The organism is Streptomyces sp. NPDC045022 (assembly GCF_056432605.1).
The window spans coordinates 177,730-197,622 of sequence record NZ_JBWKIR010000007.1 but is presented as its reverse complement, the minus strand read 5'-3'; the positions used below and the strand labels follow the sequence as shown (position 1 = coordinate 197,622).

Below are 19,893 nucleotides of genomic sequence, written 5' to 3'. Positions count from 1 at the left end.
ATGCTTGGATCAACCCACGGCACCCTCACCACCGACGCCCGCCGTGCCCGGGTCATCGCCTGCGGCGAGCAGCGGCCCGGGCCCGCCGTCCACGGCCGGACCGGCGACGCCGACGGAGGGGCCGGCCTCGACGTCAGCGGGCGCCCGCTGCATGCGGACGTACCGGACCTCTCCCGCTTCTTCCGGCCCGAGTCCGTCGCCGTGATCGGTGCCTCCGACGCCGAGGGGCGGCCCAACACGGGGATCACCCGGCAGCTGCTGGCGTGGGCCGAGCGGGTCGGCGCGCGGGTGCACCCGGTGCATCCGGCCCGGCCGTCGGTGTTCGGCGTCCCGTGCGCCGGCTCCGTCGCCGACCTGCCCGAACAGGTCGACCTGGCCGTGCTGCTGGTCGCCGATCCGCTTCCGGTGATCGAGGAACTGGCCGAGGCGAAGGTGAAGTTCGCCGTCGCCTTCGCCTCCGGTTTCGCGGAGACCGGAGAGGCGGGCGCCGAGGCGCAGCAGCGGCTCGCGGACGCGGTACGGCGCTCGGGGCTCCGGCTGCTCGGGCCCAACACCAATCTCAACGCCTTCGAGCGGTTCCGGGACGACCTGGAAGGGCCGGCCATCGCGCTGATCACCCAGTCCGGGCACCAGGGCCGGCCGGTCTTCGCCCTCCAGGAGCTGGGCATCCGGCTGTCGCACTGGGCACCGACCGGCAACGAGGCCGATCTGGAGACCGCCGACTTCATCTCCTACTTCGCCGAGCAGCCGGAGGTCGGCGCCATCGCCTGCTACGTGGAGGGGCTGAAGGACGGCCGGGCCTTCCTGCTGGCCGCCGATCGCGCCGCCCGCCGCAAGGTGCCCGTGGTCGCCGTGAAGGTGGGCCGGACCGAGGCCGGGGCCCGTACGGCCGCCTCGCACACCGGCAAGCTCACCGGCGCCGACGACGTGGTGGACGCGGCCATGCGGCAGTACGGCGTGATCCGCGTCGACGGGCTGGACGAACTCCAGGACACCGGGGCCCTGCTGGCACGGGCCGGCACCCCGCGCGCGGACGGGGTCGCCGTCTACTCCATCTCCGGCGGCACCGGCGCCCATGTCGCCGACCTCGCCACGGCGGCCGGGCTGCGGCTTCCCCGCCTTTCCGAGGCCAAGCAGGCCGAACTGCACCAGTGGATACCGGAGTACCTGAGCGTTTCCAACCCGGTGGACAACGGCGGCCACCCGGTCGGTGACCGGCGCGGCCGGAAGATCATCGACGCGATCCTCGCCGATCCGGCGGTCGGGGTGCTGATCTGCCCGGTCACCGGCCCCTTTCCGCCGCTGAGCGACAAGCTGGTCCAGGACCTGGTGGCGGCCGCCGAGGAGACGGACAAGCTGGTGTGCGTGGTCTGGGGATCACCGGTCGGCACCGAACCCGCGTACCGGGACGTCCTGCTCGGCTCCTCCCGCGTGGCCACCTTCCGGACCGTCGGCAACTGCCTGACCGCCGTCCGGGCCTGGCTGGACCACCACCGCTTCGTGAGTGACTACCGCTCCCCCTTCGACGAGGCCCCGCGTACCCCCTCGCCCTCCTTCCGCAAGGCCGAGGCCCTGATGCGGCCGGGCCGGCAGCTGAGCGAGCACGCCGCCAAGCAGCTGTTGCGCGCCTACGGCATCCGGGTGCCGCGCGAGCAGCTGGTGACCAGCGCGGCGGCGGCCGTCCGCGCGGCCGCCCAGGTCGGTTACCCGGTGGTGATGAAGGCCTCCGGCGCGCAGATCGCCCACAAGACCGAACTCGGCCTGGTGAAGATCGGGCTGACCTCGGCGAGCCAGGTCCGGGACGTCTACCGGGAGCTGACCGACATCGCCCGCTACGAGGGCGTTCCGCTGGACGGTGTCCTGGTGTGCCAGATGGTCGAGCAGGGCGTGGAGATGGTCGTCGGGGTGTCGCACGACGAGCTGTTCGGGCCCACGGTCACCGTCGGCCTGGGCGGGGTTCTGGTGGAGGTGCTGCACGACGCGGCGGTCCGGGTCCCGCCCTTCGGCGAGGAACAGGCCCGCGCCATGCTCACCGACCTGCGCGGCCGGGCCCTGCTCGACGGGGTCCGGGGCCGGCCGCCGGCCGACCGCGACGCGCTGGTGGAGGTGGTCCTGCGCGTCCAGCGCATGGCCCTGGAACTCGGCGATCTCATCGCCGAGCTGGACGTCAACCCACTGATGGTGCTGCCGCGCGGCCAGGGCGCGGTGGCACTGGACGCGCTGGTGGTGTGCCGGTGAGCGGCATCACCCATGAGGTCCGAGAGCACGTCTCGTACGTCACCCTGTCCCGCCCCGACTCCCTCAACGCCCTCACCCCCACCATGCGGGACCGACTCACCGAGCTGCTGACGGAGGCCTCCGCGGACCCGGACGTACGGGCGGTGGTCCTCACCGGCACCGGGCGCGGCTTCTGCGCGGGAGCGGACCTGCGGGGCGGTGCCACCGGAGGGGAGCGGCTCCCCGGGGACGTCGCCCGCACCCTGCGCCTCGGTGCCCAGCGCCTGATCGCGGCCGTGCTGGACTGCGAGAAGCCGGTACTGGCCGCGGTGAACGGCACGGCGGCGGGACTCGGCGCGCATCTGGCGCTGGCCTGCGACCTGGTCCTGGCCGCCGAGTCGGCCCGGTTCATCGAGGTGTTCGTACGGCGCGGACTCGTCCCGGACGGCGGAGGCGCCTATCTGCTGCCCCGGCTGCTGGGCCCCCAGCGGGCGAAGGAGCTGATGTTCTTCGGGGACGCGCTGTCGGCGGCGGACGCGGAACGGCTGGGCCTGCTCAACCGGGTCGTCCCGGACGCCGGCCTGGCCACGACCGCCCGGGAGTGGGCGACCCGCCTGGCCACCGGCCCCACCCGTGCCCTCACCCTGACCAAGCAGCTCGTGAACGCCTCCCTCGACACCGACCGCACGACCGCCTTCGCGGCGGAGGCGGCGGCCCAGGAGATCAACATGACCACCGAGGACGCCCGGGAGGGACTGCGGGCGTTCGTGGAGCGCAGGGGCCCGGAGTTCCGGGGGCGGTGAGTCCCGGCCGGCCGGCGTCCTCGGACTCCTGGACGCGTTCCGGTGACTCCCACCCCTTCCTACCTGACGATCCGTCAGCTTCAATGGGAAGGTGATGGGACACGCAGGGGCGGCGGCCGCCGCCGTCCGGTATCTGAGAGCGGCCCCGAGACCCGTGGAGCCGCTGCCGCGGCCAGAGTTGCGGTGCGTCCGGGAGGGCGAGCGGACGCCGGTGGAAGTGGCCGAGTTCCGACGGGTGCTGGGGCGCTTCGCAAGCGGGATCACCGTGATCACGGCCCCGCCCGCCGACGCCTCCGGCGCCCCCGCCGGCTTCGCCTGCCAGTCGTTCTCCTCTCTCTCCCTCGAACCGCCGCTCGTCTGCTTCATGGTGGGCCGCACGTCCGCCACCTGGCCGCGCATCGCCCGCGCCGGCGTCTTCTGCGTCAACGTCCTCGGCGCCGGCCAGGGCGACCTGTGCCGTGCCTTCGCGGTGAGCGCGGCGGACAAGTTCGCGGGGGTGGCGTACGACGCGGCGCCGGTCTCGGGGTCGCCGCGGCTCGCCGGTGCCGCCGCCTGGATCGACTGCGGCATCCACGCCGTGCACACCGGCGGCGACCACCTCATCGTCGTGGGACGGGTGGACGCCCTCGGCGCGGAGGGGCCGGCCGAGCCGCTGCTCTTCCATCGGGGGCGGTTCGCCCGGCTCGACGCGGGCTGAGCCGCAGGCGGGTTCAGGACAGCGCCGGCAGGGGGGCCGTCGGAGTGCGGCGGATGACCAGGGCCATCAGGGCCGCCGCCGCGCACAGGGTGCCGGAGGCGTACCAGACCAGGTCGTAGGAGCCGAAGACGTCGCGGGCGAGGCCGCCGAGGTAGGCGACGAGGGCCGCGCCGATCTGGTGGGAGGCGAGCACCCAGCCGAAGACGATGGCGCTGTCCTCGCCGTACTGCTCGCGGCACAGGGCCAGGGTCGGCGGGACGGTGGCCACCCAGTCGAGGCCGTAGAAGACGATGAAGAAGAGCATCGGCGGGTGGACGGCGGGGCCCAGCAGCATCGGCAGGAACACCAGGGAGACGCCGCGCAGGGCGTAGTAGACGGCGAGCAGGCGGCGCGGTTCGAAGCGGTCGGTGAACCAGCCGGAGGCGATCGTGCCGACCACGTCGAACACGCCGATGACCGCGAGCAGCGAGGCCGCCGTCGTGACGGGCATGTGGTGGTCGTGCTCGGCGGGCACGAAGTGGGTCTGGATCAGGCCGTTGGTGGAGGCGCCGCAGATCGCGAAGGTGCCGGCGAGCAGCCAGAAGGTGCCCGTGCGGACGGCGGAGGAGAGGACCGTGAGCGTGCGGCGGGCGGCGCCGGTGACCGGGGCCGGCTTGGGCACGAAGTCCTGCGCGCCGTACGGCTTCTGGCCGATGTCGGCGGGGTGGTCGCGGAGCAGGATCCAGACGAAGGGGACCACGGCGAGGGCGGCCAGCGCGACCGTGACGGCGGCGGGCCGCCAGCTGTGCCGCTCGACGATCCAGGACAGCACCGGCAGGAAGATCAGCTGGCCGGAGGCGGAGGCGGCGGTGAGGATGCCGCTGACCAGGCCGCGCCGCTCGGTGAACCAGCGGTTGGTGACGGTCGCCGCGAAGGCGAGGGCCATCGAGCCCGAGCCGAGGCCGACCAGCAGACCCCAGCACAGCCACAGCTGCCAGGCCGCCGTCATCCACACGGTCAGGCCGGAGCCGACGGCTATCACGGTCAGCGCGGCGGCGACCACCCGGCGGATGCCGAAACGGTCCATCAGCGCTGCCGCGAAGGGGGCGGTGAGGCCGTAGAGCGCCAGGTTGAGGGAGACCGCCGCGCCGATCGTGCCGCGCGACCAGCCGAACTCCTGCCGCAGGGGGTCGATGAGCAGACCGGGCAGGGAGCGGAAGGCGGCCGCGCCGATGATGGTGACGAAGGTGACGGCGGCGACGAACCAGGCACGGTGCACACGGCGGCGCCGGGCGGGCGGGGCCTGGACGGGGGCTGCGGCTGGGGTTGTCTGAGTCACGTCACAGAGCTTCCGGCCTGCGGGCCCGCGCATCGAGTGGCCCGCTGGACAGCCTTCGCTAGGATCGGGCCATGGCAGTCGCTGAGGAGTTCCGTCCGCACCGGGTCGTCGTGCTCGCCCTCGACGGGCTGCTGCCCTTCGAACTGGGCATCCCGCACCGCATCTTCGGCCGCCCGAAGGACGCGGACGGGCGGCTCCTGTACGAGGTCGTGACCTGTTCGGTACGGCCCCCCGGCCTGGTCCAGACGGACGCCGACTTCGCCGTGCACGTGCCGTACGGCCCGGAGGCGCTGGCGGAAGCCGACACGGTGATCGTCCCGGCGTCGTACGAACGCGGGCCGGTCTTCGACGAGGGTCGGCTGACCGACGAGCTGGCGGCCGCCCTGGCCCGCATCCGCCCCGGCACCCGGCTCGCCTCCATCTGCACCGGTGTGTACGTCCTCGCCGCCGCCGGCCTGCTCGACGGCCGCCCGGCGACCACGCACTGGGCCGACGCCGAGCGCTTCCAGCGGATCTTCCCGCGGGTCAAGGTGGACGCGGACGTGCTGTTCATCGACGACGGGGACGTGCTGACCTCGGCGGGGGTGGCCGCCGGCATCGACCTGTGCCTGCACATGGTCCGCCGCGACTTCGGCACGGCGGTCGCCAACGACGTCGCCCGGCGCACGGTCGTACCGCCCCATCGCGACGGCGGCCAGGCCCAGTACATCCACCGCCCGGTCCCGGACCCGCAGCTGGCCACGACGACCACCGCGCGCGCCTGGGCGCTGGGCCGCCTGCACGAGCCGATCCAGCTGCGGGACATGGCCGAGCAGGAGGCCATGTCGGTGCGTACCTTCACCCGCCGCTTCCGCGAGGAGGTCGGCGTCAGCCCCGGCCAGTGGCTCACCCAGCAGCGCGTGGAACGCGCCCGCCACCTCCTGGAGTCCACCGGCCTGTCCATCGACCAGGTGGCCCGGGACGCGGGCTTCGGCACGGCCCAGTCGATGCGGCAGCATCTTCAGCAGGCGCTCGGGGTGACGCCGACGGCGTACCGGCGGACGTTCCGGGCGGTGCTGAACGGCGGCTGACACCCGAGCCGGAGCCGGGTTCAGAAGGTGAGCACCGCCCGTGCCACGCGGCCCGCCTCCGCGTCCGCGCGGGCCTTGTCGAAGTCCTCCACGGGGTAGGCCGCCGTCACCAGCTCGTCGAGCAGCAGCCGGCCTTCGCGGTACAGCTCGGCGTACAGGGGGATGTCCCGTTGGGGGCGCGAGGAGCCGTAGCGGCAGCCGAGGACGGACTTGTCCAGGTAGAGCGAGGAGACGAGGAAGGACGCCTCGGCCGTGGCCGGGGGGACGCCGAGGAGGACCGCCTGGCCGTGCCGGTCGAGGAGGTCGATGGCGGCGCGGATCAGTTCCACGCGGCCGACGCACTCGAAGGCGTGGTCCGCGCCCGTGGGCAGGATGTCCCGCACGCCGTCCGCCGATGTCAGGAAGTGGGTCGCGCCGAACTGCCGGGCCACGGTCTCCTTGGCCGGATCGGCGTCCACGGCGACGATCCGCAGGGCTCCCGCGAGCCGCGCGCCCTGCAGGACGTTCAGCCCGACCCCGCCCGTACCGATGACGACGACACTGTCCCCGCGGTCCACCCGGGCCCGGTTCAGCACCGCCCCCACACCGGTGAGCACCCCGCAGCCGATCAGCGCGGCGGACGCCGGCGGGATGTCCTCCGGTATCCGTACCGCCTGGACCGCCTTGACGACCGTACGTTCCGCGAAGGCCGAGTTGGCGGCGAACTGGTGGACCGGTTCCCCGCCCCGCGTGAACGGCCGGCCCGGGCGCCCGATCGCCTGCCGGCACATCGTCGGCCGGCCCCGGTCGCACTCCGCGCACGTGCCGCAGCTGGCGAGCGTGGACAGCGCCACATGGTCGCCGGGCGCGACATGGGTGACACCGGCGCCGACCGCCTCGACCACCCCCGCGCCCTCGTGGCCCAGCACCACCGGCACCGGGAAGGGGATGGTGCCGTCCACCACGGACAGGTCGCTGTGGCACAGCCCGGCCGCCGCGATCGCCACCAGCACCTCGCCGGGGCCCGGCTCCCGTACCGCCAGGTCGTCCACCACCCGGACCCGTGCGCCGTCGAACACCACACCACGCATCACACGGCCCCCTTGGGCTCTCTGGGCAGACCGAGCACGCGCTCGGCGATGATCGTGCGCTGCACCTGGTCCGAGCCGCCGTAGACGGTGTCGGCCCGGGAGAAGAGGAACAGGTGCTGGGCCGGGTCGAGTTCGTACGGCGCGGAAGGCGACCAGTCCACCGGCCCGGCCGCGGCCGCCGCCCCGCGTACCCGCATCGCCAGCTCGCCCAGCCGTTGGTGCCAGCCGGCCCACAGCAGTTTGGCCACGCTGGGTGCTCCCGGGTCGCCGGAGCCGCCGAGGGTGCGCAGGGCGTTCCAGCGCATGGTCCGCAGCTCGGCCCACTGCCGCACGAGCCGCGCACGCAGGACGGGGTCCTGTGCGGCCCCGCTCTCCACCGCCGCCCGCAGCACCCGCCCGAGTTCCTCCGCGAACCCGATCTGCTGGGCCAGGGTCGACACCCCGCGTTCGAAGCCGAGCAGGCTCATCGCCACCTGCCAGCCCTGGCCCGTCGCGCCGACGACGTGCTCCACGCGCGCGTGTGCACCGTCGAAGAAGACCTCGTTGAAGTCGCTGGTGCCGGTCATCTGGCGGATGGGCCGGACCTCGACGCGGCCCGGCTGGTCCATCGGGACGAGCAGGAAGCTCAGACCGTGATGGCGGCGCGCGTGCGGGTCGGTGCGGGCGAGCACGAAGCACCAGTCGGCGTCGTGGGCGAGGGAGGTCCAGATCTTCTGGCCGGTGATCCGGTAGTGCGGGCCGTCCTGGACCGCTGTCGTACGGACGGCGGCGAGGTCGGAGCCGGCGCCCGGTTCGCTGTAGCCCTGGCACCACAGTTCCTCACCGGCCGCGATCGGGGGCAGGAAGCGGGCCTTCTGCGGGTCGGTGCCGTGGCGGAGGAGGGTGGGGGCGAGGAGGTTCTCGCCGATGTGCCCGGAGCGTGGCGGTGCGGGCGAGCGGGCGTACTCCTCGGCCCAGACGACCTGCTGGGTGAGGGTGGCGGTGCGGTTGCCGTAGCCCGCCTCCGGCCACCCGAGACCTATCCAGCCCGCTTCGCCGAGGAGCCGTTCCCAAGTGCGCCGGCCCATACCGGGTTCGGCGTGCCCGGACAGCCAGGCGCGGGCCTCGGTACGAAAAGCCCCATCCTCTTCACTGAACCCGAAATCCACGTCGACCGCCTCGGTTTGGGTAGGGGAGCGCCCCGGACGGGGCGCGGGGAACTGCGCGATCGGCCGCAGACGACCGGCGGTCGCCGGATGGCAAGGGGCGCCGGGCTACCGGGCGTTCGGCCGGTCGCCCTCCCGCGCCGCCGATTCCATCGCCGCCAATCGCGCCAGCATCGGCATCGGATCCACGCCCACCGACCCCGGCAGGAACTCCGCGATCTTCTCCGGCGTCCACCCGCCGGAGGCGTACGCCGCCCGTATCTCCCTGGGTTGGGCCCACACCGCGATCTTCGGCCCGGCGATCGTGTACACCTGCCCGGTGATCCCCTGCTCCTTCGCGCCGTCGGACAGCAGGTACACCACCAGCGCGGCGACGTCCTCCGGTTCGCCGATCTCCGTCAGTTCCATGGGCACGTTCGCCGACATCCGCGTACGCGCCACGGGAGCCACCGCGTTCGCGGTCACCCCGTACTTGTGCAGGCCCAGCGCGGCGCTCCGCACCAGCGAGATGATCCCGCCCTTCGCCGCGCTGTAGTTGGCCTGTGCGACCGAGCCCTGATGGTTGCCGCTGGTGAAGCCGATGAGCGTGCCGGACCGCTGCGCGCGCATGACGGCGGCGGCGGCCCGGAACACGGTGAAGGTGCCTTTGAGGTGGGTGGCGACGACCGGGTCCCACTCCTCCTCGGTCATGTTGAACAGCATGCGTTCGCGCAGGATGCCCGCCACGCACACGACTCCGTCGAGGCGGCCGTACGACGACAGGGCGGTGTCCACGACCCGCTGCCCGCCGGCCATCGTGGAGATGTCGTCGGTGACCGCGACGGCCTCGCCACCCGCCGCCTCGATGTCCTTGACGACCGCCTCGGCGACCTCGCCGGCCGGGGCGGTGCCGTCGGCACGGACTCCGTAGTCGTTGACGACGACCCGCGCGCCCTCGGCGGCCGCCGCGCGCGCGACGGCCCGCCCGATGCCGCGTCCGGCACCGGTCACGGCGACCACCTTGCCTGCCAAGAAGTTCCCCACGCCCGGCCCCTTCCCGCGGTTTCTGACGATCCGTTAGATTCTATGGCGCGCCGGACGCGCGGACACAAGCCCCGGGAGGTACCGGATGGCACTGCCGGAGGAGTTCCACGAGATCGCGCGGCGCGTGAACAACTGGGGGCGCTGGGGCGCCGACGACGAGATCGGCACGCTGAACCTCGTCACCGACGAGGTGGTGCGCGAGGCGGCCGCCGAGGTCCGTACCGGGCGCCGGGTCCCGCTCGCGCTGCCGCTCCAGCAGGACGGGGTGCAGACCGGGATGATCCCGGGGCGGGTCAATCCGCTGCACGCGATGGTGCAGATCAACCAGGAGCTGTTCGGCCCGGGCACGGTGGCGTGCAGCGACGACGCGGTGACCATGGGGCTGCAGGCGGGCACCCACTGGGACGCGCTCACCCATGTCTCGCACTCGGGGAAGCTCTACAACGGCCGGCCGGCGCACACGGTCACCGCGCACGGCGGTGCCGAGTTCGGCGGGATCGACAAGGCCCGGCACATCGTCTCGCGCGGGGTGCTGCTGGACGTGGCCCGCGCACGGGGCGTGGACCGGCTGGCGGGCGGCCACGCCGTCACGCCGGAGGATCTGGAGGCGGCGGAGGAGTTCGGCCGCGCCCGCGTCCGGCCCGGTGACATCGTGCTCGTCCGCACCGGGCAGGTACGGGTGTATCTGGCCGGGGACAAGCACGGGTACGGCTATCCGTCGCCGGGCCTTTCGATGCGCTGCCCGGAGTGGTTCCACGCCCGTGATGTGGCGGCGGTCGCGAACGACACGCTCACTTTTGAGATGTTTCCGCCCGAGATCGAGGATCTGTGGCTGCCCGTGCACGCCCTGGACCTGGTGGAGATGGGGATGCCACAGGGCCAGAACTGGAATCTCGAAGAGTTGTCCACAGCCTGTGGAGAAGAGCGGCGGTACGCGTTCCTGCTGTCGGCGATGCCCGAGCCGTTCGTCGGCGCGACGGGCACCCCGGTGGCACCGGTGGCGATCCTCTGAAGCCGCCGGCATCGATGCCGTGGAACCGGCCGCCGCGGAAGCCCGCTGACTGGACCGGCCGGTGGCGCGTCTCCCCCCACCGTCGTGCGCACGCGCCGCCGACCGGTGCGACCCACGCTCGACGAGGACCACCGTCACCCGGGCCCTCGTCGTCCCCTCGCGGCGAATCGACGCCCACCAGCGTGATCAGCCGGACGCGAGTCGTCAACGCCGCAACCGGAACTTCTGACGTACGCCCTGTTCACGGCGCCCGCGCATGGATGCACCCCCGGCGCACCCGCGCACCGGGGGTCTACACCGCTTCGAAGGCGAGACCCTCGTATGCGGACAGTCCGCACCCGTACACCATCGCCGCGCTCTCCCGGGGCTTCGAACAGCGGTCCAGTTCGCACCAGATGCTCTTGCCGGCGCCCTCGGGGCTCCAGCCCCAGCGGTCGGCCAGGCAGTCCACGAGGGCCAGGCCCCGGCCCCCGGTGGCGTCATTGCCGGCGCACCGCGGCACGGGGGCGCGGGAGCTGGCGTCGGCCACCTCCAGCCGCACCGTGGCCGACGCGGCGGTCCGGGTCGCCGGGTCCGGCAGGGAGAGCCGCAGCACGGCCGGACGGCCGGTGTGCACCACGGCGTTGGTCACCAGCTCGGAGACGAGCAGGACCAGGGTTTCGGCCAACGGCTCGTCGGCCTCTATCCCCGACCCGGCGAGCCGCGAGCGGGCCCATCTCCTGGCCCGTCCCACCTCCGCGGGGTCGGGCCGGATCTCCAGCTGCACTTGAAGCACCTGCACCGCTCACACCATCCGAACCGGCGGACACATGACCCGACGCCATCCGGACGCCGTGACGCGAGCCACGACGACCAGCACGACGAGGGCCACGATCGTAGCCATTTTCTGCATGGCCAGGACAACGGCCAGAGCAAGGGTCACGGAACGTGAGTCCCGTACGCGACAGCATGGTTGACGTACAGTCACCCCAACAAGCGCTTCGGGCATATTCCAACGCGAAGGAGTACGCGTCAGGCATACTGTGCGACGCTCGTGCCAGGGAGTCGAACAGGCGGGGGCAGAGGCCCTGACCGCCCCGCGAACAGCGGCGCGCACCGCGCGGACCGGCACCACCCCAGGGGCACCACCGGCACGGCTCGTGCTCGCAGCCACTCGCATCCCACACAAGGTACCGGAGCGGACACCCGACTCCAGGCTGTGACGAGTCACACAAAGGACACAACCCGGTATCGACGCTCCGTGACACCATCAGGCCACGATCCGCGACATCTTGGGCCATGGCTTTTCCGGCGACGCAGCCCAGGGCGCCACCAACCGGTCAGGCCCCCAGTCGCGCGGCGAGCAGTTCCTCACTCTGCGTGCTCCCGCCCGCACGCTGGGCCCGCACCCAGGCCCGTTTCAGATGCAGGTGCACATCGGCTTCCCAGGTGAACCCCATGCCGCCGTGCACCTGGAGGCAGTCGCGGGCGCCGCGCACGGCGGCCTCGTCGGCCAGCAGCCGGGCGGCGGCGATGTCGGCGGGGTCGGCGGTCACGGCGGCGGCGTAGACGGCGACGCGTGCGGTCTCGGCCCGCACCAGCAGATCCGCGCACAGGTGTTTGACCGCCTGGAAGGCCCCGATCGGCCGCCCGAACTGCTCGCGGGTCCGGGCGTGTTGCACGGCCAGCTCACACACCCGGCCGGCCGTGCCGAGCTGCTCGGCGGCGGTGAGGAGGCCGGCCAGGGGGTCCGGGGCTCCGGCGTTGCCCGGGCAGCCGTCGGCGCCCGGCACCCGGTGCAGGGGCGTGAGCGGATCCACCGACCGCAGCGGTACGGCGGCGGAGGCGTTCCCCCGGACGACGTCCGCCGCGTCCAGCCACTCCACGAGCGCGCCGTCCACGGCCGCCACGACGGTCTGCCCGCCCGCCGCCCCGGGCACGGAGCCTGCCGCCAGGTGGGTGGCCACGAGCGGTCCCGGCAGCAGGGCCCGCCCCGCCTCCTCGAAGACCAGCACCGTCTCGGGCAGGCCCAGTCCGGCCCCGCCGTCCGCCTCCGGCAGGCGCAGGGCGAAGAACCCGGCCTCCCCGAGCGCCCGCCACAGCGTCCGGTCGATCCGGCCCGGGGCGTCCACGGCCGCCCGCAGCGCCTCCCGCCCGAAGCGCCGCCCCAACAGCTCCCGCACGCCCGCCCGCAAGGCCCGTTGATCACCGGTGAGTTGGAAGCGCACGCTCATCTCCCCCTGGGCAGACCGAGGATGCGCTCGGCCACGATGTCGCGCTGGATCTGCGAGGTGCCGGCGGCGATGGTGTACGACAGGGCGGACAGCCGGTCCAGGACCCAGGAACGGTCCAGGTCGAGGCAGTCCGGGCCGAGTACCTCGGCGGCGGCGTCGTACAGCTCCTGGCGGGCGTGCGAGTAGCGGAGCTTGAAGAGCGAGCCGCCGGCGCCCGGCACCCCGCCGCCCGTCTCCGCCCCGCTCACGTTCCACTGGGTCAGCCGCCACAGTGCCCGGAACTCCGCGTCGAGCCGCCCGAGCCGCCGGCGCAACACCGGGTCGGCCCAGCGGCCGTTCGCCCGCGCGGCGCGGGCCAGCTCGTCCAGCACCCGGCGACAGGCGACGACCTCCCCGACGAAGGCCGTGCCGCGCTCGAAGGAGAGCGTCACCATGGTCACGCGCCAGCCGTCGTTCTCCGCTCCGACCCGGCCCGCGACCGGCACCCGGACCTCGTCCAGGAACACCTCGGCGAACTCGGCCGGCCCGGCGAGCGTGCGCAGCGGCCGTACGGTGATGCCGTCGGCGTCCATCGGCATGGCGAGCCAGGTGATGCCCCGGTGCCTGGGCGCGTCCGGGTCGGTGCGGACCAGCAGTTCGCACCAGTCGGCGACCTCGGCGTGCGAGGTCCAGATCTTGGACCCGGTCACCACGTAGTGGTCGCCGTCGCGCCACGCGCGCGTGCGCAGCGCGGCGAGGTCGGAGCCGGCGCCGGGTTCGCTGAACCCCTGGCACCAGACCTCCTCGCCGCGCAGGATCGGCGGCAGCCAGCGCGCCCGCTGCTCGGGGGTGCCCTCGGCGGCGATGGTCGGCCCCGCGTGCAGCAGTCCGACGAAGTTGGCCCCCACATAGGGGGCGCCCGCCTTCTCGGTCTCCTCCAGGAAGATCAGCCGTGTGGTCGGCGGGGCATCCCAGTGGACGTCGGCGTATCCGGCGTCGTACAGCATGTGCTGCCAGCCGAGGTCGTAGGCACGGCGGCCGGGCCAGTCGTCGGGCGAGGGCCTGGGCGGCAGGGTGGGCAGCACCTTGGCCAGCCACTCCCGCAGCCGGGCCCGGAACTCCTCCTCCTCGGGTGTGCGGGAGAGGTCCATCACGGCCGCCGGTCGAGGTCCAGGTCCAGGTCCAGGTCCAGGTCCAGCATGCGGATGGCGTTGCCCCGCATCAGCTTGTAGACCGTCTCGTCGTCCAGCCCCTTCACATGGTCGAGGGCGACCTCCTTGGTGTGCGGGAAGGTCGAGTCGACGTGCGGGTAGTCGGTCTCGAAGGTGGCGTTGTCCCGCCCGACGACGTCGATCGAGGCGATCCCGTGCTTGTCCCGGAAGAAGCAGCAGAAGATCTGCCGGTAGTAGTACGTCGACGGCGGCTCGGGCACCAGGTCGCGCACCCCGCCCCAGGCGCGGTGCTCCTCCCACACGTCGTCGGCGCGTTCGAGGGCGTACGGGATCCAGCCCATCTGCCCCTCGGAGTAGGCGAGTGTGAGCCGTGGGAACTTCACCAGGACCCCGCTGAACAGGTAGTCCATCATCGAGGCCATGGCGTTGTTGAAGCTGAGCGAGGCCTGCACGGCGGGCGGTGCGTCCGGGGACGCGGCCGGCATCTGGGAGCTGCTGCCGATGTGCATGTTGACGACGGTCCCGGTCTCCTGGCAGACGGCGAAGAAGGGGTCCCAGTACCCGGTGTGGATGGACGGCAGGCCCAGGTGGGTGGGGATCTCGGAGAAGGTGACGGCCCGCACCCCGCGCGCGGCGTTGCGGCGGATCTCGGCGACCGCCAGCTCGACGTCCCACAGCGGGATCAGGCACAGTGGGATGAGCCGGCCGCCGCTGTCGCCGCACCACTCCTCCACCATCCAGTCGTTGTAGGCGCGCACGCAGGCGAGGGCGACCTCCTTGTCGTGCGCCTCGGCGAAGGTCTGCCCGCAGAAGCGCGGGAAGGTCGGGAAGCAGAGGCTGGCCTCCACGTGGTTGAGGTCCATGTCCGCCAGCCGCGCCCCGGGGTCCCAGCACCCGCGCCGCATCTGCTCCCGGGTGATCCCCTCCAGGGTCATCTCGTCCCGGTCGAAGCCGACGGCGGCGATGTTGCGCTTGTACGGGAACTTCAGGTCCTCGTAGATCCACCAGTCCGTCGGCTGCCCCTGCGGGTCCATGGTGATCCGGTACTTCCCGCCGACGTAGGCCAGCTCCCCGATGCCCGCGGTCAGCGGCTGGGGCCCGCGGTCCCGGTACCTGGCCGGCAGCCAGGTCTCGAAGAGATGGGCGGGCTCGATCACGTGGTCGTCGACGCTGATGACGCGGGGCAGTTCGGCCATGGGACCCACCTACTCATCTGATGGACCGTCAGATCTGCGTTTCGTCCGCCAGGCTAGCCCCGCGCCTCTGGACCGACAAGGCGCACGGCCCTACGCTCTGCCCACCATCTGACAGACCGTCAGCCAAAGGCAGGTGGCCGGAAGTGAACGACACGAGCGCACACGCCCTGAGCGCCTCCCGCACCCTGTGGGACCTGGTCGACCGGCGCGCCCGGCTCACCCCCGGGCGCCCGGTACTGCTCCAGCAGGACCGGACGCTCACCTTCGGCGCCCTGCGCGACCGCGCCGAACGAGTCGCCGCCGGCCTGTACGGCATGGGCGTGCGCCCCGACACGGTGGTCGCCTGGCAGCTGCCCACCCGCATCGAGACGGCCCTGCTGTCCTTCGCACTGGCCCGCCTGGGCGCCGTACAGTCCCCGGTCATCCCCTTCTACCGGGACCGGGAGGTGAGCTTCGCGCTCAGGGAGTCGCGGGCGGAGTTCTTCGCGGTTCCGGGCGTGTGGCGGGGCCACGACCACACGGAGATGGCCCGGCGGCTGGGCGCGAAAGGGATCTTCGAGGCCTACGACACCCTTCCCGACGGCGACCCGTCCGTGCTGCCCGCCCCGCCCGCCGACGGAACCCCGGTCCGCTGGATCTACTGGACCTCGGGCACCACCTCCGACCCCAAGGGCGTGCTGCACACCGACCGCTCCCTGATCGCGGCCGGCTCCTGCCTCGCCCACGCGCTCCGCCCGACACCGGCCGACGTCGGCTCGATGGCCTTCCCCTACGCCCACATAGCCGGCCCCGACTACACGGTGATGCTGCTGCTCCACGGCTTCCCGGCGGTGATGTCCGAGCACTTCGCGCTGCCGGACGCGCTGGCGGAGTACCGACGGCACGGCGTGACGGTGGCCGGTGGATCCACGGCCTTCTACTCCATGTTCCTGGCCGAACAGCGCAAGCGGCCGGGTGAGAAGGTGATCCCCTCCCTACGCCTCCTCGCGGGCGGCGGCGCCCCCAAGCCGCCGGGGCTGTACCACCGCGTGGTCCGTGAGATGGGCGTCCAGCTCACCCACGGGTACGGCATGACGGAGGTTCCGATGATCACCATGGGCGACCCGGAGGACACCGCCGACAACCTCGCGACGACCGAGGGCCGCCCGCCGGAGGGCATGGAGATCCGGATCGTCGACGGCGAGGTGCGGCTGCGCGGTGAGGCCGTCTGCCAGGGCTACCTGGACCCCGCGCAGACCGCGGCGGCCTTCGACACCGACGGCTTCCTGCGCACCGGCGACCTGGGCCATGTCACCGGTTCCGGGCACCTCGTCCTCACCGGCCGCCTGAAGGACGTGATCATCCGCAAGGGCGAGAACATCTCGGCCAGGGAGATCGAGGACCTGCTGCACCCACACCCCGCCGTGGCGGACGTGGCGGTGATCGGCCTGCCGGACACGGAGCGCGGCGAGCTGGTCTGCGCGGTGGTGGAACAGCCGCCCGGCGCGGGCGAGCTGACGCTGCCGGACGTGGTCGCGTATCTCCGCTCGGCAGGCCTGGCCGTGCACAAGCTGCCGGAGCGGTTGGAGGTCGTGGAGACGCTGCCGCGCAACGACACCCTGCGGAAGGTGCTGAAGTACGAGCTGCGGGAGCGCTACTCGGGCACCGTGAAGTAGCGGGCGAAGGCCGGGATGATGTCGGGTTCGCCGACACCGCCGTCGCCGTCGCTGTCGAGGGCCGCCGCGGTGACCTCGGCGATGGTGTCCGGTACGCGCAGGACGCGGAGCACGCGAGCGGTGTCGGCGACGGTGAGGCGGCCGTCCCCGTCCGTGTCCGCCACCGCCAGGGCCGCGTGCAGGAAGGGGCGGGCGATCTCGGCGAAGCGGTCGGGGTTGTCGCGCAGCCGCTTGACCGCGCCGGTGACGAACTCCTCGCGGGTGATGCGCTGGTCGCCGTCCCGGTCCGCGATGCCGGCCATCCCCTGCCAGAAGGCCTCCGCGCCGGCGTACAGCGCCTGCCCCTTGTCGGAACGGGCGGTGACGGAGAACTCGGTGAGCAGCGCCTTGGCCGCCGCGTTGAAGTCCCCGCGGTCGATGTAGCCGTTGCCGTCCTGGTCGAAGGTGGCGAAGCGGGCGGCGATCCTGCGCTCGTACTCGGTGCTGACCATGTCTGTTCGGGCCGCCTTACCTGTGCGTGGGTTGACCTGGCAGGGAGCGTACGACGCGAGCGGCCGCCGGGCGGCGGAAAGCCGGCGGTTGTGCCGAGACCGGGTGAGTTCCGCGACCGGGGCGCGGCTTTGTCGCGAAAACATCTGCGCCCCTCAGGCCGAGAGCGGGCCGGCCTCGTCCGTGGTCGCGGAGTCGAGGTCGGGATGGACCTCGAAGAGGCGGCGGACGCCGAGCGCGCCGAGGACCCGGTTGACGTGCGAGCCGTCGTCGGCGCCGTGGTCGGGCAGGATCAGCCGCAGCCGGCCCTGACAGGAGCGGATCAGCCGACGGGCGGCGATGAGCACGCCGACCCCGCTGGAGTCGCAGAAGAACACGTCGGAGAGGTCCACGACGAGGCTGTGATGTCCCTCGGCGACGACGTCGTGCACCCGTTGCCGCAGCACCGGCGAGGTCATCAGGTCCAGTTCCCCGGACACCCGGAGCACGGCCCACCCGCCCTGGTCGACGCCGGTCACTTTGAATGCCACGGACATGCCCCTCCGCTCGCCGGATCTCCCGGAACCGCCCGGAAACGGAAGCAGTTCCTACGCTTCATTCCGCGCAGCTGCCCAGCGGCCGTTCCCTGAAACGTAGACCGGCAAACGGCACGCGATCGACAAGGGGCTTTTTTCGGTCACTATCGATCCTCTTCGATCGAAGAAGCACGCGTCTTGCGTGAAGGATGTGTGAAGGGGGCACTATCACCTGCGGCGCTTCGGGGGGCGCACATTGACACGAAGGGGCGTGCGTTGTCGGACGTGCCGACTACATTCGAGAGGACAGCGCAGACAGGCTGGACGGGCCGGACACGGGTGAGGGGAGGGGACCGCATGGCCAAGAGGGACGTACCGCCCCGCTGGGACCGCAAGATGCAGCAGCGGCTGGCCCGCGGTGAGGCAGCCGCCCTCGGCGAGCTGTACGACCGGTTCGCCTCGCTCGTGCACAGCCTCGCCCACCGCGTCCTCGGTGACGAGAAGGCCGCCGACACCGTCACCCGCGAGGTCTTCACCCACGTCTGGGAACACCCCGAGACCTACGACCCCAAACAGGAGCCCCTGCGCACCTGGGTCGCCGCCATGACCCACCGGCTCGCCGTGCAGCGGCTGCGCGACAGCGAGACCGCCGCGCTCCCCCGAGGGGACGGCGACTCCACGGAGGACCTGGAGCGCAAGGTGCGCCGCGCCTCGGTCGCCGCCCGTGCCGACTACATCGTCCACTCCATGCCGGCCCCCCTGCGCGCCGCGCTGGAACGGGCCTACTTCCAGCGCCGTGACTACCGCCAGACCGCCACCGACCTCGGTGTCACCGAGGACGAGGCCCGCCGTCGGCTCCGCCTGGGCCTGCAACTGCTCTCCACCGCCCACGACGCCGGGACACCTCCGGAATACGGGAGTGCGGTGTGAGCGGGGCGGAAGGGTTCGAGGCACCCGACGAGCGCGACGGCCACGAGGAGGAAGACGGGCGGCAGGCGCGGTCGTACGGGGGCGCCGAGGGGTACGAGGGCGGCGACGGCGGGGCTACCGGTTCCGGGGATGGGCCGCACGGACCCGGCGGACCCGATCCGGCCAGGCCGCCGCGCATACCGATGCCCCGCGCCTCCGTCGAGGACAGCGGGCTTCCGCTGCCCGGCCCCGCCGACCTGGGGGACCTCGCTCCCGTGCCGCTCCACCTGTCGCACGCCGTCCTGAAGTCGCTCCTCGGCGCCTGGGCGCTGGCCGCCTGCTCGGTGGCGGAGACGGCCGCCGTGGAGGAGCACCTGGGCGCCTGCGGAAGCTGCGCCGACGAGGCCCGCCGGCTGCGTGAGGCGGTCGGACTGCTGCACCAGCCGGAGAGCCTCGACCTGGACCCGGGGCTGCGCACCCGGGTCCTGGAGGCCTGCCTGGACCGCCGCCCGCCGCGCATCCCGGTCCCCGGCTGGGCGGCACCCTACGACGCCGAGACCGCGCGCCTGGACGCGCTGCTGCAGGACTTCGGGGACGCGGAGTGGCACGCGCCGGTGCGGCTGCGGTGGTTCCAGGCCGGCACACCGACGAGCCGTCGTACGACCGTCGCCGGTGTGATCGCGCACCTGCTGTCCGTGGACGGGCTGGTCGCGGCCGCGCTCGGCCTGGAGGACCCGCTGGCCGAGGTCACCGAGGCGGCCAAGGAGGACGCGGTGGGCCCGGCCGGGCGCACGGAGGCGTTCTGGCGGGCCTCCCACTTCCCGCCCACCCGCTCGGTGCGGGCGCCCTGGCGGGAGCAGAGCCACAGCCTCGTGCGGACGGTGTCGTTCACGGGCGGCCACGCGGGCGGACTCGCGGTGTCGTACGGCGACTTCGAACTGCCGCTGCACGACGCGATGCTGGACCGCGCCTTCGAGTGCTGGGTGCACGCCGAGGACATCGCGGAGGCGGTGGACTACCCGTACGAGCCGCCCGCGCCGCGCCACCTGAACCGGATGATCGACCTCGCGGTCCGTATGCTGCCGGCCGCGCTCGCCGAGCGGCGCCGCGCGGGCCTGTCCGCCCCCGGTACGACCCCGCACCTCGTCAGCGCGGGCGCGCCCGGGCGCAGTCTGCGGCTGGAGATCGAGGGCGCGGCGGGCGGTGAGTGGCTGATCCCGCTGGACTCACCGGCGGCGGTGGGCTCCGCGGACTTCGAGGTGGCCCATGTCGCCCTGGACGGCGTGGAGTTCTGCCGCCTGGCGGCGGGCCACCTGCCTCCGGCGGAGGCTGCGGCGGGTCAGGACGGCGACCGCCAGGCCATCCGGGATGTGCTGTTCGCGGCGGCGGGACTGAGCCGGATGTAGCCGG

Annotated in this window: 18 protein-coding genes; 8 read left to right on the top strand and 10 right to left on the bottom strand. The window is 73.0% G+C overall.

Annotated features, from left to right (window positions below):
- The 3 genes from AC07C1_RS15605 (at nucleotide 1) to AC07C1_RS15595 (ending at nucleotide 3,717) form a co-directional block, all read left to right on the top strand.
- A complete protein-coding gene (locus tag AC07C1_RS15605; RefSeq protein WP_478939220.1) occupies nucleotides 1-2,238 on the top strand; it encodes an acetate--CoA ligase family protein in 2,238 nt (745 codons plus the stop codon).
- Nucleotides 2,229-3,020, top strand: coding sequence for an enoyl-CoA hydratase/isomerase family protein (locus AC07C1_RS15600; RefSeq protein ID WP_478939218.1), 792 nt, complete (start codon nucleotides 2,229-2,231; stop codon nucleotides 3,018-3,020). The genes AC07C1_RS15605 and AC07C1_RS15600 overlap by 10 nt, the downstream gene beginning before the upstream one ends.
- A 94-nt stretch (nucleotides 3,021-3,114) precedes the next feature.
- A complete protein-coding gene (locus AC07C1_RS15595) occupies nucleotides 3,115-3,717 on the top strand; it encodes a flavin reductase family protein (RefSeq protein WP_478939455.1) in 603 nt (200 codons plus the stop codon).
- 13 nt (nucleotides 3,718-3,730) lie between these two features.
- Here the strand turns inward: AC07C1_RS15595 and AC07C1_RS15590 are convergent, their stop codons facing one another.
- A complete protein-coding gene (locus AC07C1_RS15590) occupies nucleotides 3,731-5,035 on the bottom strand; it encodes an MFS transporter (RefSeq protein WP_478939216.1) in 1,305 nt (434 codons plus the stop codon).
- A 71-nt stretch (nucleotides 5,036-5,106) separates the two neighbouring features.
- On the opposite strand from AC07C1_RS15590, the gene AC07C1_RS15585 reads away from it, so the two are divergent.
- Nucleotides 5,107-6,105, top strand: a complete 999-nt coding sequence (locus AC07C1_RS15585) for a GlxA family transcriptional regulator (protein ID WP_478939214.1) — start codon at nucleotides 5,107-5,109, stop codon at nucleotides 6,103-6,105.
- Between the two features lie 20 nt (nucleotides 6,106-6,125).
- On the opposite strand, the gene AC07C1_RS15580 is transcribed toward AC07C1_RS15585, so the two are convergent.
- From AC07C1_RS15580 to AC07C1_RS15570, 3 genes are all read right to left on the bottom strand, one after another.
- Complete coding sequence (locus AC07C1_RS15580; protein WP_478939213.1) at nucleotides 6,126-7,175, bottom strand: Zn-dependent alcohol dehydrogenase; 1,050 nt, start codon at nucleotides 7,173-7,175, stop codon at nucleotides 6,126-6,128.
- On the bottom strand, nucleotides 7,175-8,323 hold the full coding sequence (locus AC07C1_RS15575) for an acyl-CoA dehydrogenase family protein (RefSeq protein ID WP_478939211.1): 1,149 nt from the start codon (nucleotides 8,321-8,323) through the stop codon (nucleotides 7,175-7,177). Before AC07C1_RS15575 ends, AC07C1_RS15580 begins: the two co-directional genes overlap by 1 nt.
- Before the next feature lie 105 nt (nucleotides 8,324-8,428).
- Nucleotides 8,429-9,343 (bottom strand): SDR family NAD(P)-dependent oxidoreductase, encoded by a 915-nt coding sequence (locus AC07C1_RS15570; RefSeq protein WP_478939210.1) that lies wholly within the window; start codon nucleotides 9,341-9,343, stop codon nucleotides 8,429-8,431.
- Between the two features lie 85 nt (nucleotides 9,344-9,428).
- Between AC07C1_RS15570 and AC07C1_RS15565 the strand changes: the two genes are divergently transcribed.
- A complete protein-coding gene (locus AC07C1_RS15565; RefSeq protein WP_478939208.1) occupies nucleotides 9,429-10,355 on the top strand; it encodes a cyclase family protein in 927 nt (308 codons plus the stop codon).
- Nucleotides 10,356-10,647: 292 nt separating this feature from the next.
- Here the strand turns inward: AC07C1_RS15565 and AC07C1_RS15560 are convergent, their stop codons facing one another.
- The 4 genes from AC07C1_RS15560 to AC07C1_RS15545 form a co-directional block, all read right to left on the bottom strand.
- Nucleotides 10,648-11,136 (bottom strand): ATP-binding protein, encoded by a 489-nt coding sequence (locus AC07C1_RS15560; RefSeq protein ID WP_478939207.1) that lies wholly within the window; start codon nucleotides 11,134-11,136, stop codon nucleotides 10,648-10,650.
- Between the two features lie 538 nt (nucleotides 11,137-11,674).
- Nucleotides 11,675-12,562: an acyl-CoA dehydrogenase family protein gene (locus tag AC07C1_RS15555; protein ID WP_478939453.1), complete on the bottom strand. Its 888-nt coding sequence runs from the start codon at nucleotides 12,560-12,562 to the stop codon at nucleotides 11,675-11,677.
- Between the two features lie 2 nt (nucleotides 12,563-12,564).
- On the bottom strand, nucleotides 12,565-13,698 hold the full coding sequence (locus tag AC07C1_RS15550; RefSeq protein WP_478939451.1) for an acyl-CoA dehydrogenase family protein: 1,134 nt from the start codon (nucleotides 13,696-13,698) through the stop codon (nucleotides 12,565-12,567).
- The gene (locus tag AC07C1_RS15545) at nucleotides 13,698-14,915 is read right to left on the bottom strand and encodes an amidohydrolase family protein (protein ID WP_478939205.1); all 1,218 of its coding nucleotides are present in this window, start codon (nucleotides 14,913-14,915) and stop codon (nucleotides 13,698-13,700) included. Before AC07C1_RS15545 ends, AC07C1_RS15550 begins: the two co-directional genes overlap by 1 nt.
- 143 nt (nucleotides 14,916-15,058) lie before the next feature.
- Between AC07C1_RS15545 and AC07C1_RS15540 the strand changes: the two genes are divergently transcribed.
- Nucleotides 15,059-16,570 (top strand): class I adenylate-forming enzyme family protein, encoded by a 1,512-nt coding sequence (locus AC07C1_RS15540; RefSeq protein ID WP_478939203.1) that lies wholly within the window; start codon nucleotides 15,059-15,061, stop codon nucleotides 16,568-16,570.
- On the opposite strand, the gene AC07C1_RS15535 is transcribed toward AC07C1_RS15540, so the two are convergent.
- Together AC07C1_RS15535 and AC07C1_RS15530 are read right to left on the bottom strand one after the other, a co-directional pair.
- Entirely contained in the window at nucleotides 16,549-17,061 is a 513-nt protein-coding gene (locus tag AC07C1_RS15535; RefSeq protein ID WP_478939201.1) for an EF-hand domain-containing protein, read from the bottom strand. The two genes, AC07C1_RS15540 and AC07C1_RS15535, sit on opposite strands and share 22 nt — an antisense overlap.
- Nucleotides 17,062-17,214: 153 nt before the next feature.
- Nucleotides 17,215-17,595, bottom strand: a complete 381-nt coding sequence (locus AC07C1_RS15530) for an STAS domain-containing protein (protein ID WP_478939199.1) — start codon at nucleotides 17,593-17,595, stop codon at nucleotides 17,215-17,217.
- Between the two features lie 336 nt (nucleotides 17,596-17,931).
- Between AC07C1_RS15530 and AC07C1_RS15525 the strand changes: the two genes are divergently transcribed.
- Both AC07C1_RS15525 and AC07C1_RS15520 read left to right on the top strand, forming a co-directional pair.
- A complete protein-coding gene (locus AC07C1_RS15525) occupies nucleotides 17,932-18,504 on the top strand; it encodes a sigma-70 family RNA polymerase sigma factor (protein ID WP_478939197.1) in 573 nt (190 codons plus the stop codon).
- On the top strand, nucleotides 18,501-19,889 hold the full coding sequence (locus AC07C1_RS15520) for a maleylpyruvate isomerase N-terminal domain-containing protein (protein ID WP_478939195.1): 1,389 nt from the start codon (nucleotides 18,501-18,503) through the stop codon (nucleotides 19,887-19,889). The genes AC07C1_RS15525 and AC07C1_RS15520 overlap by 4 nt, the downstream gene beginning before the upstream one ends.
- Nucleotides 19,890-19,893: the final 4 nt, after the last annotated feature.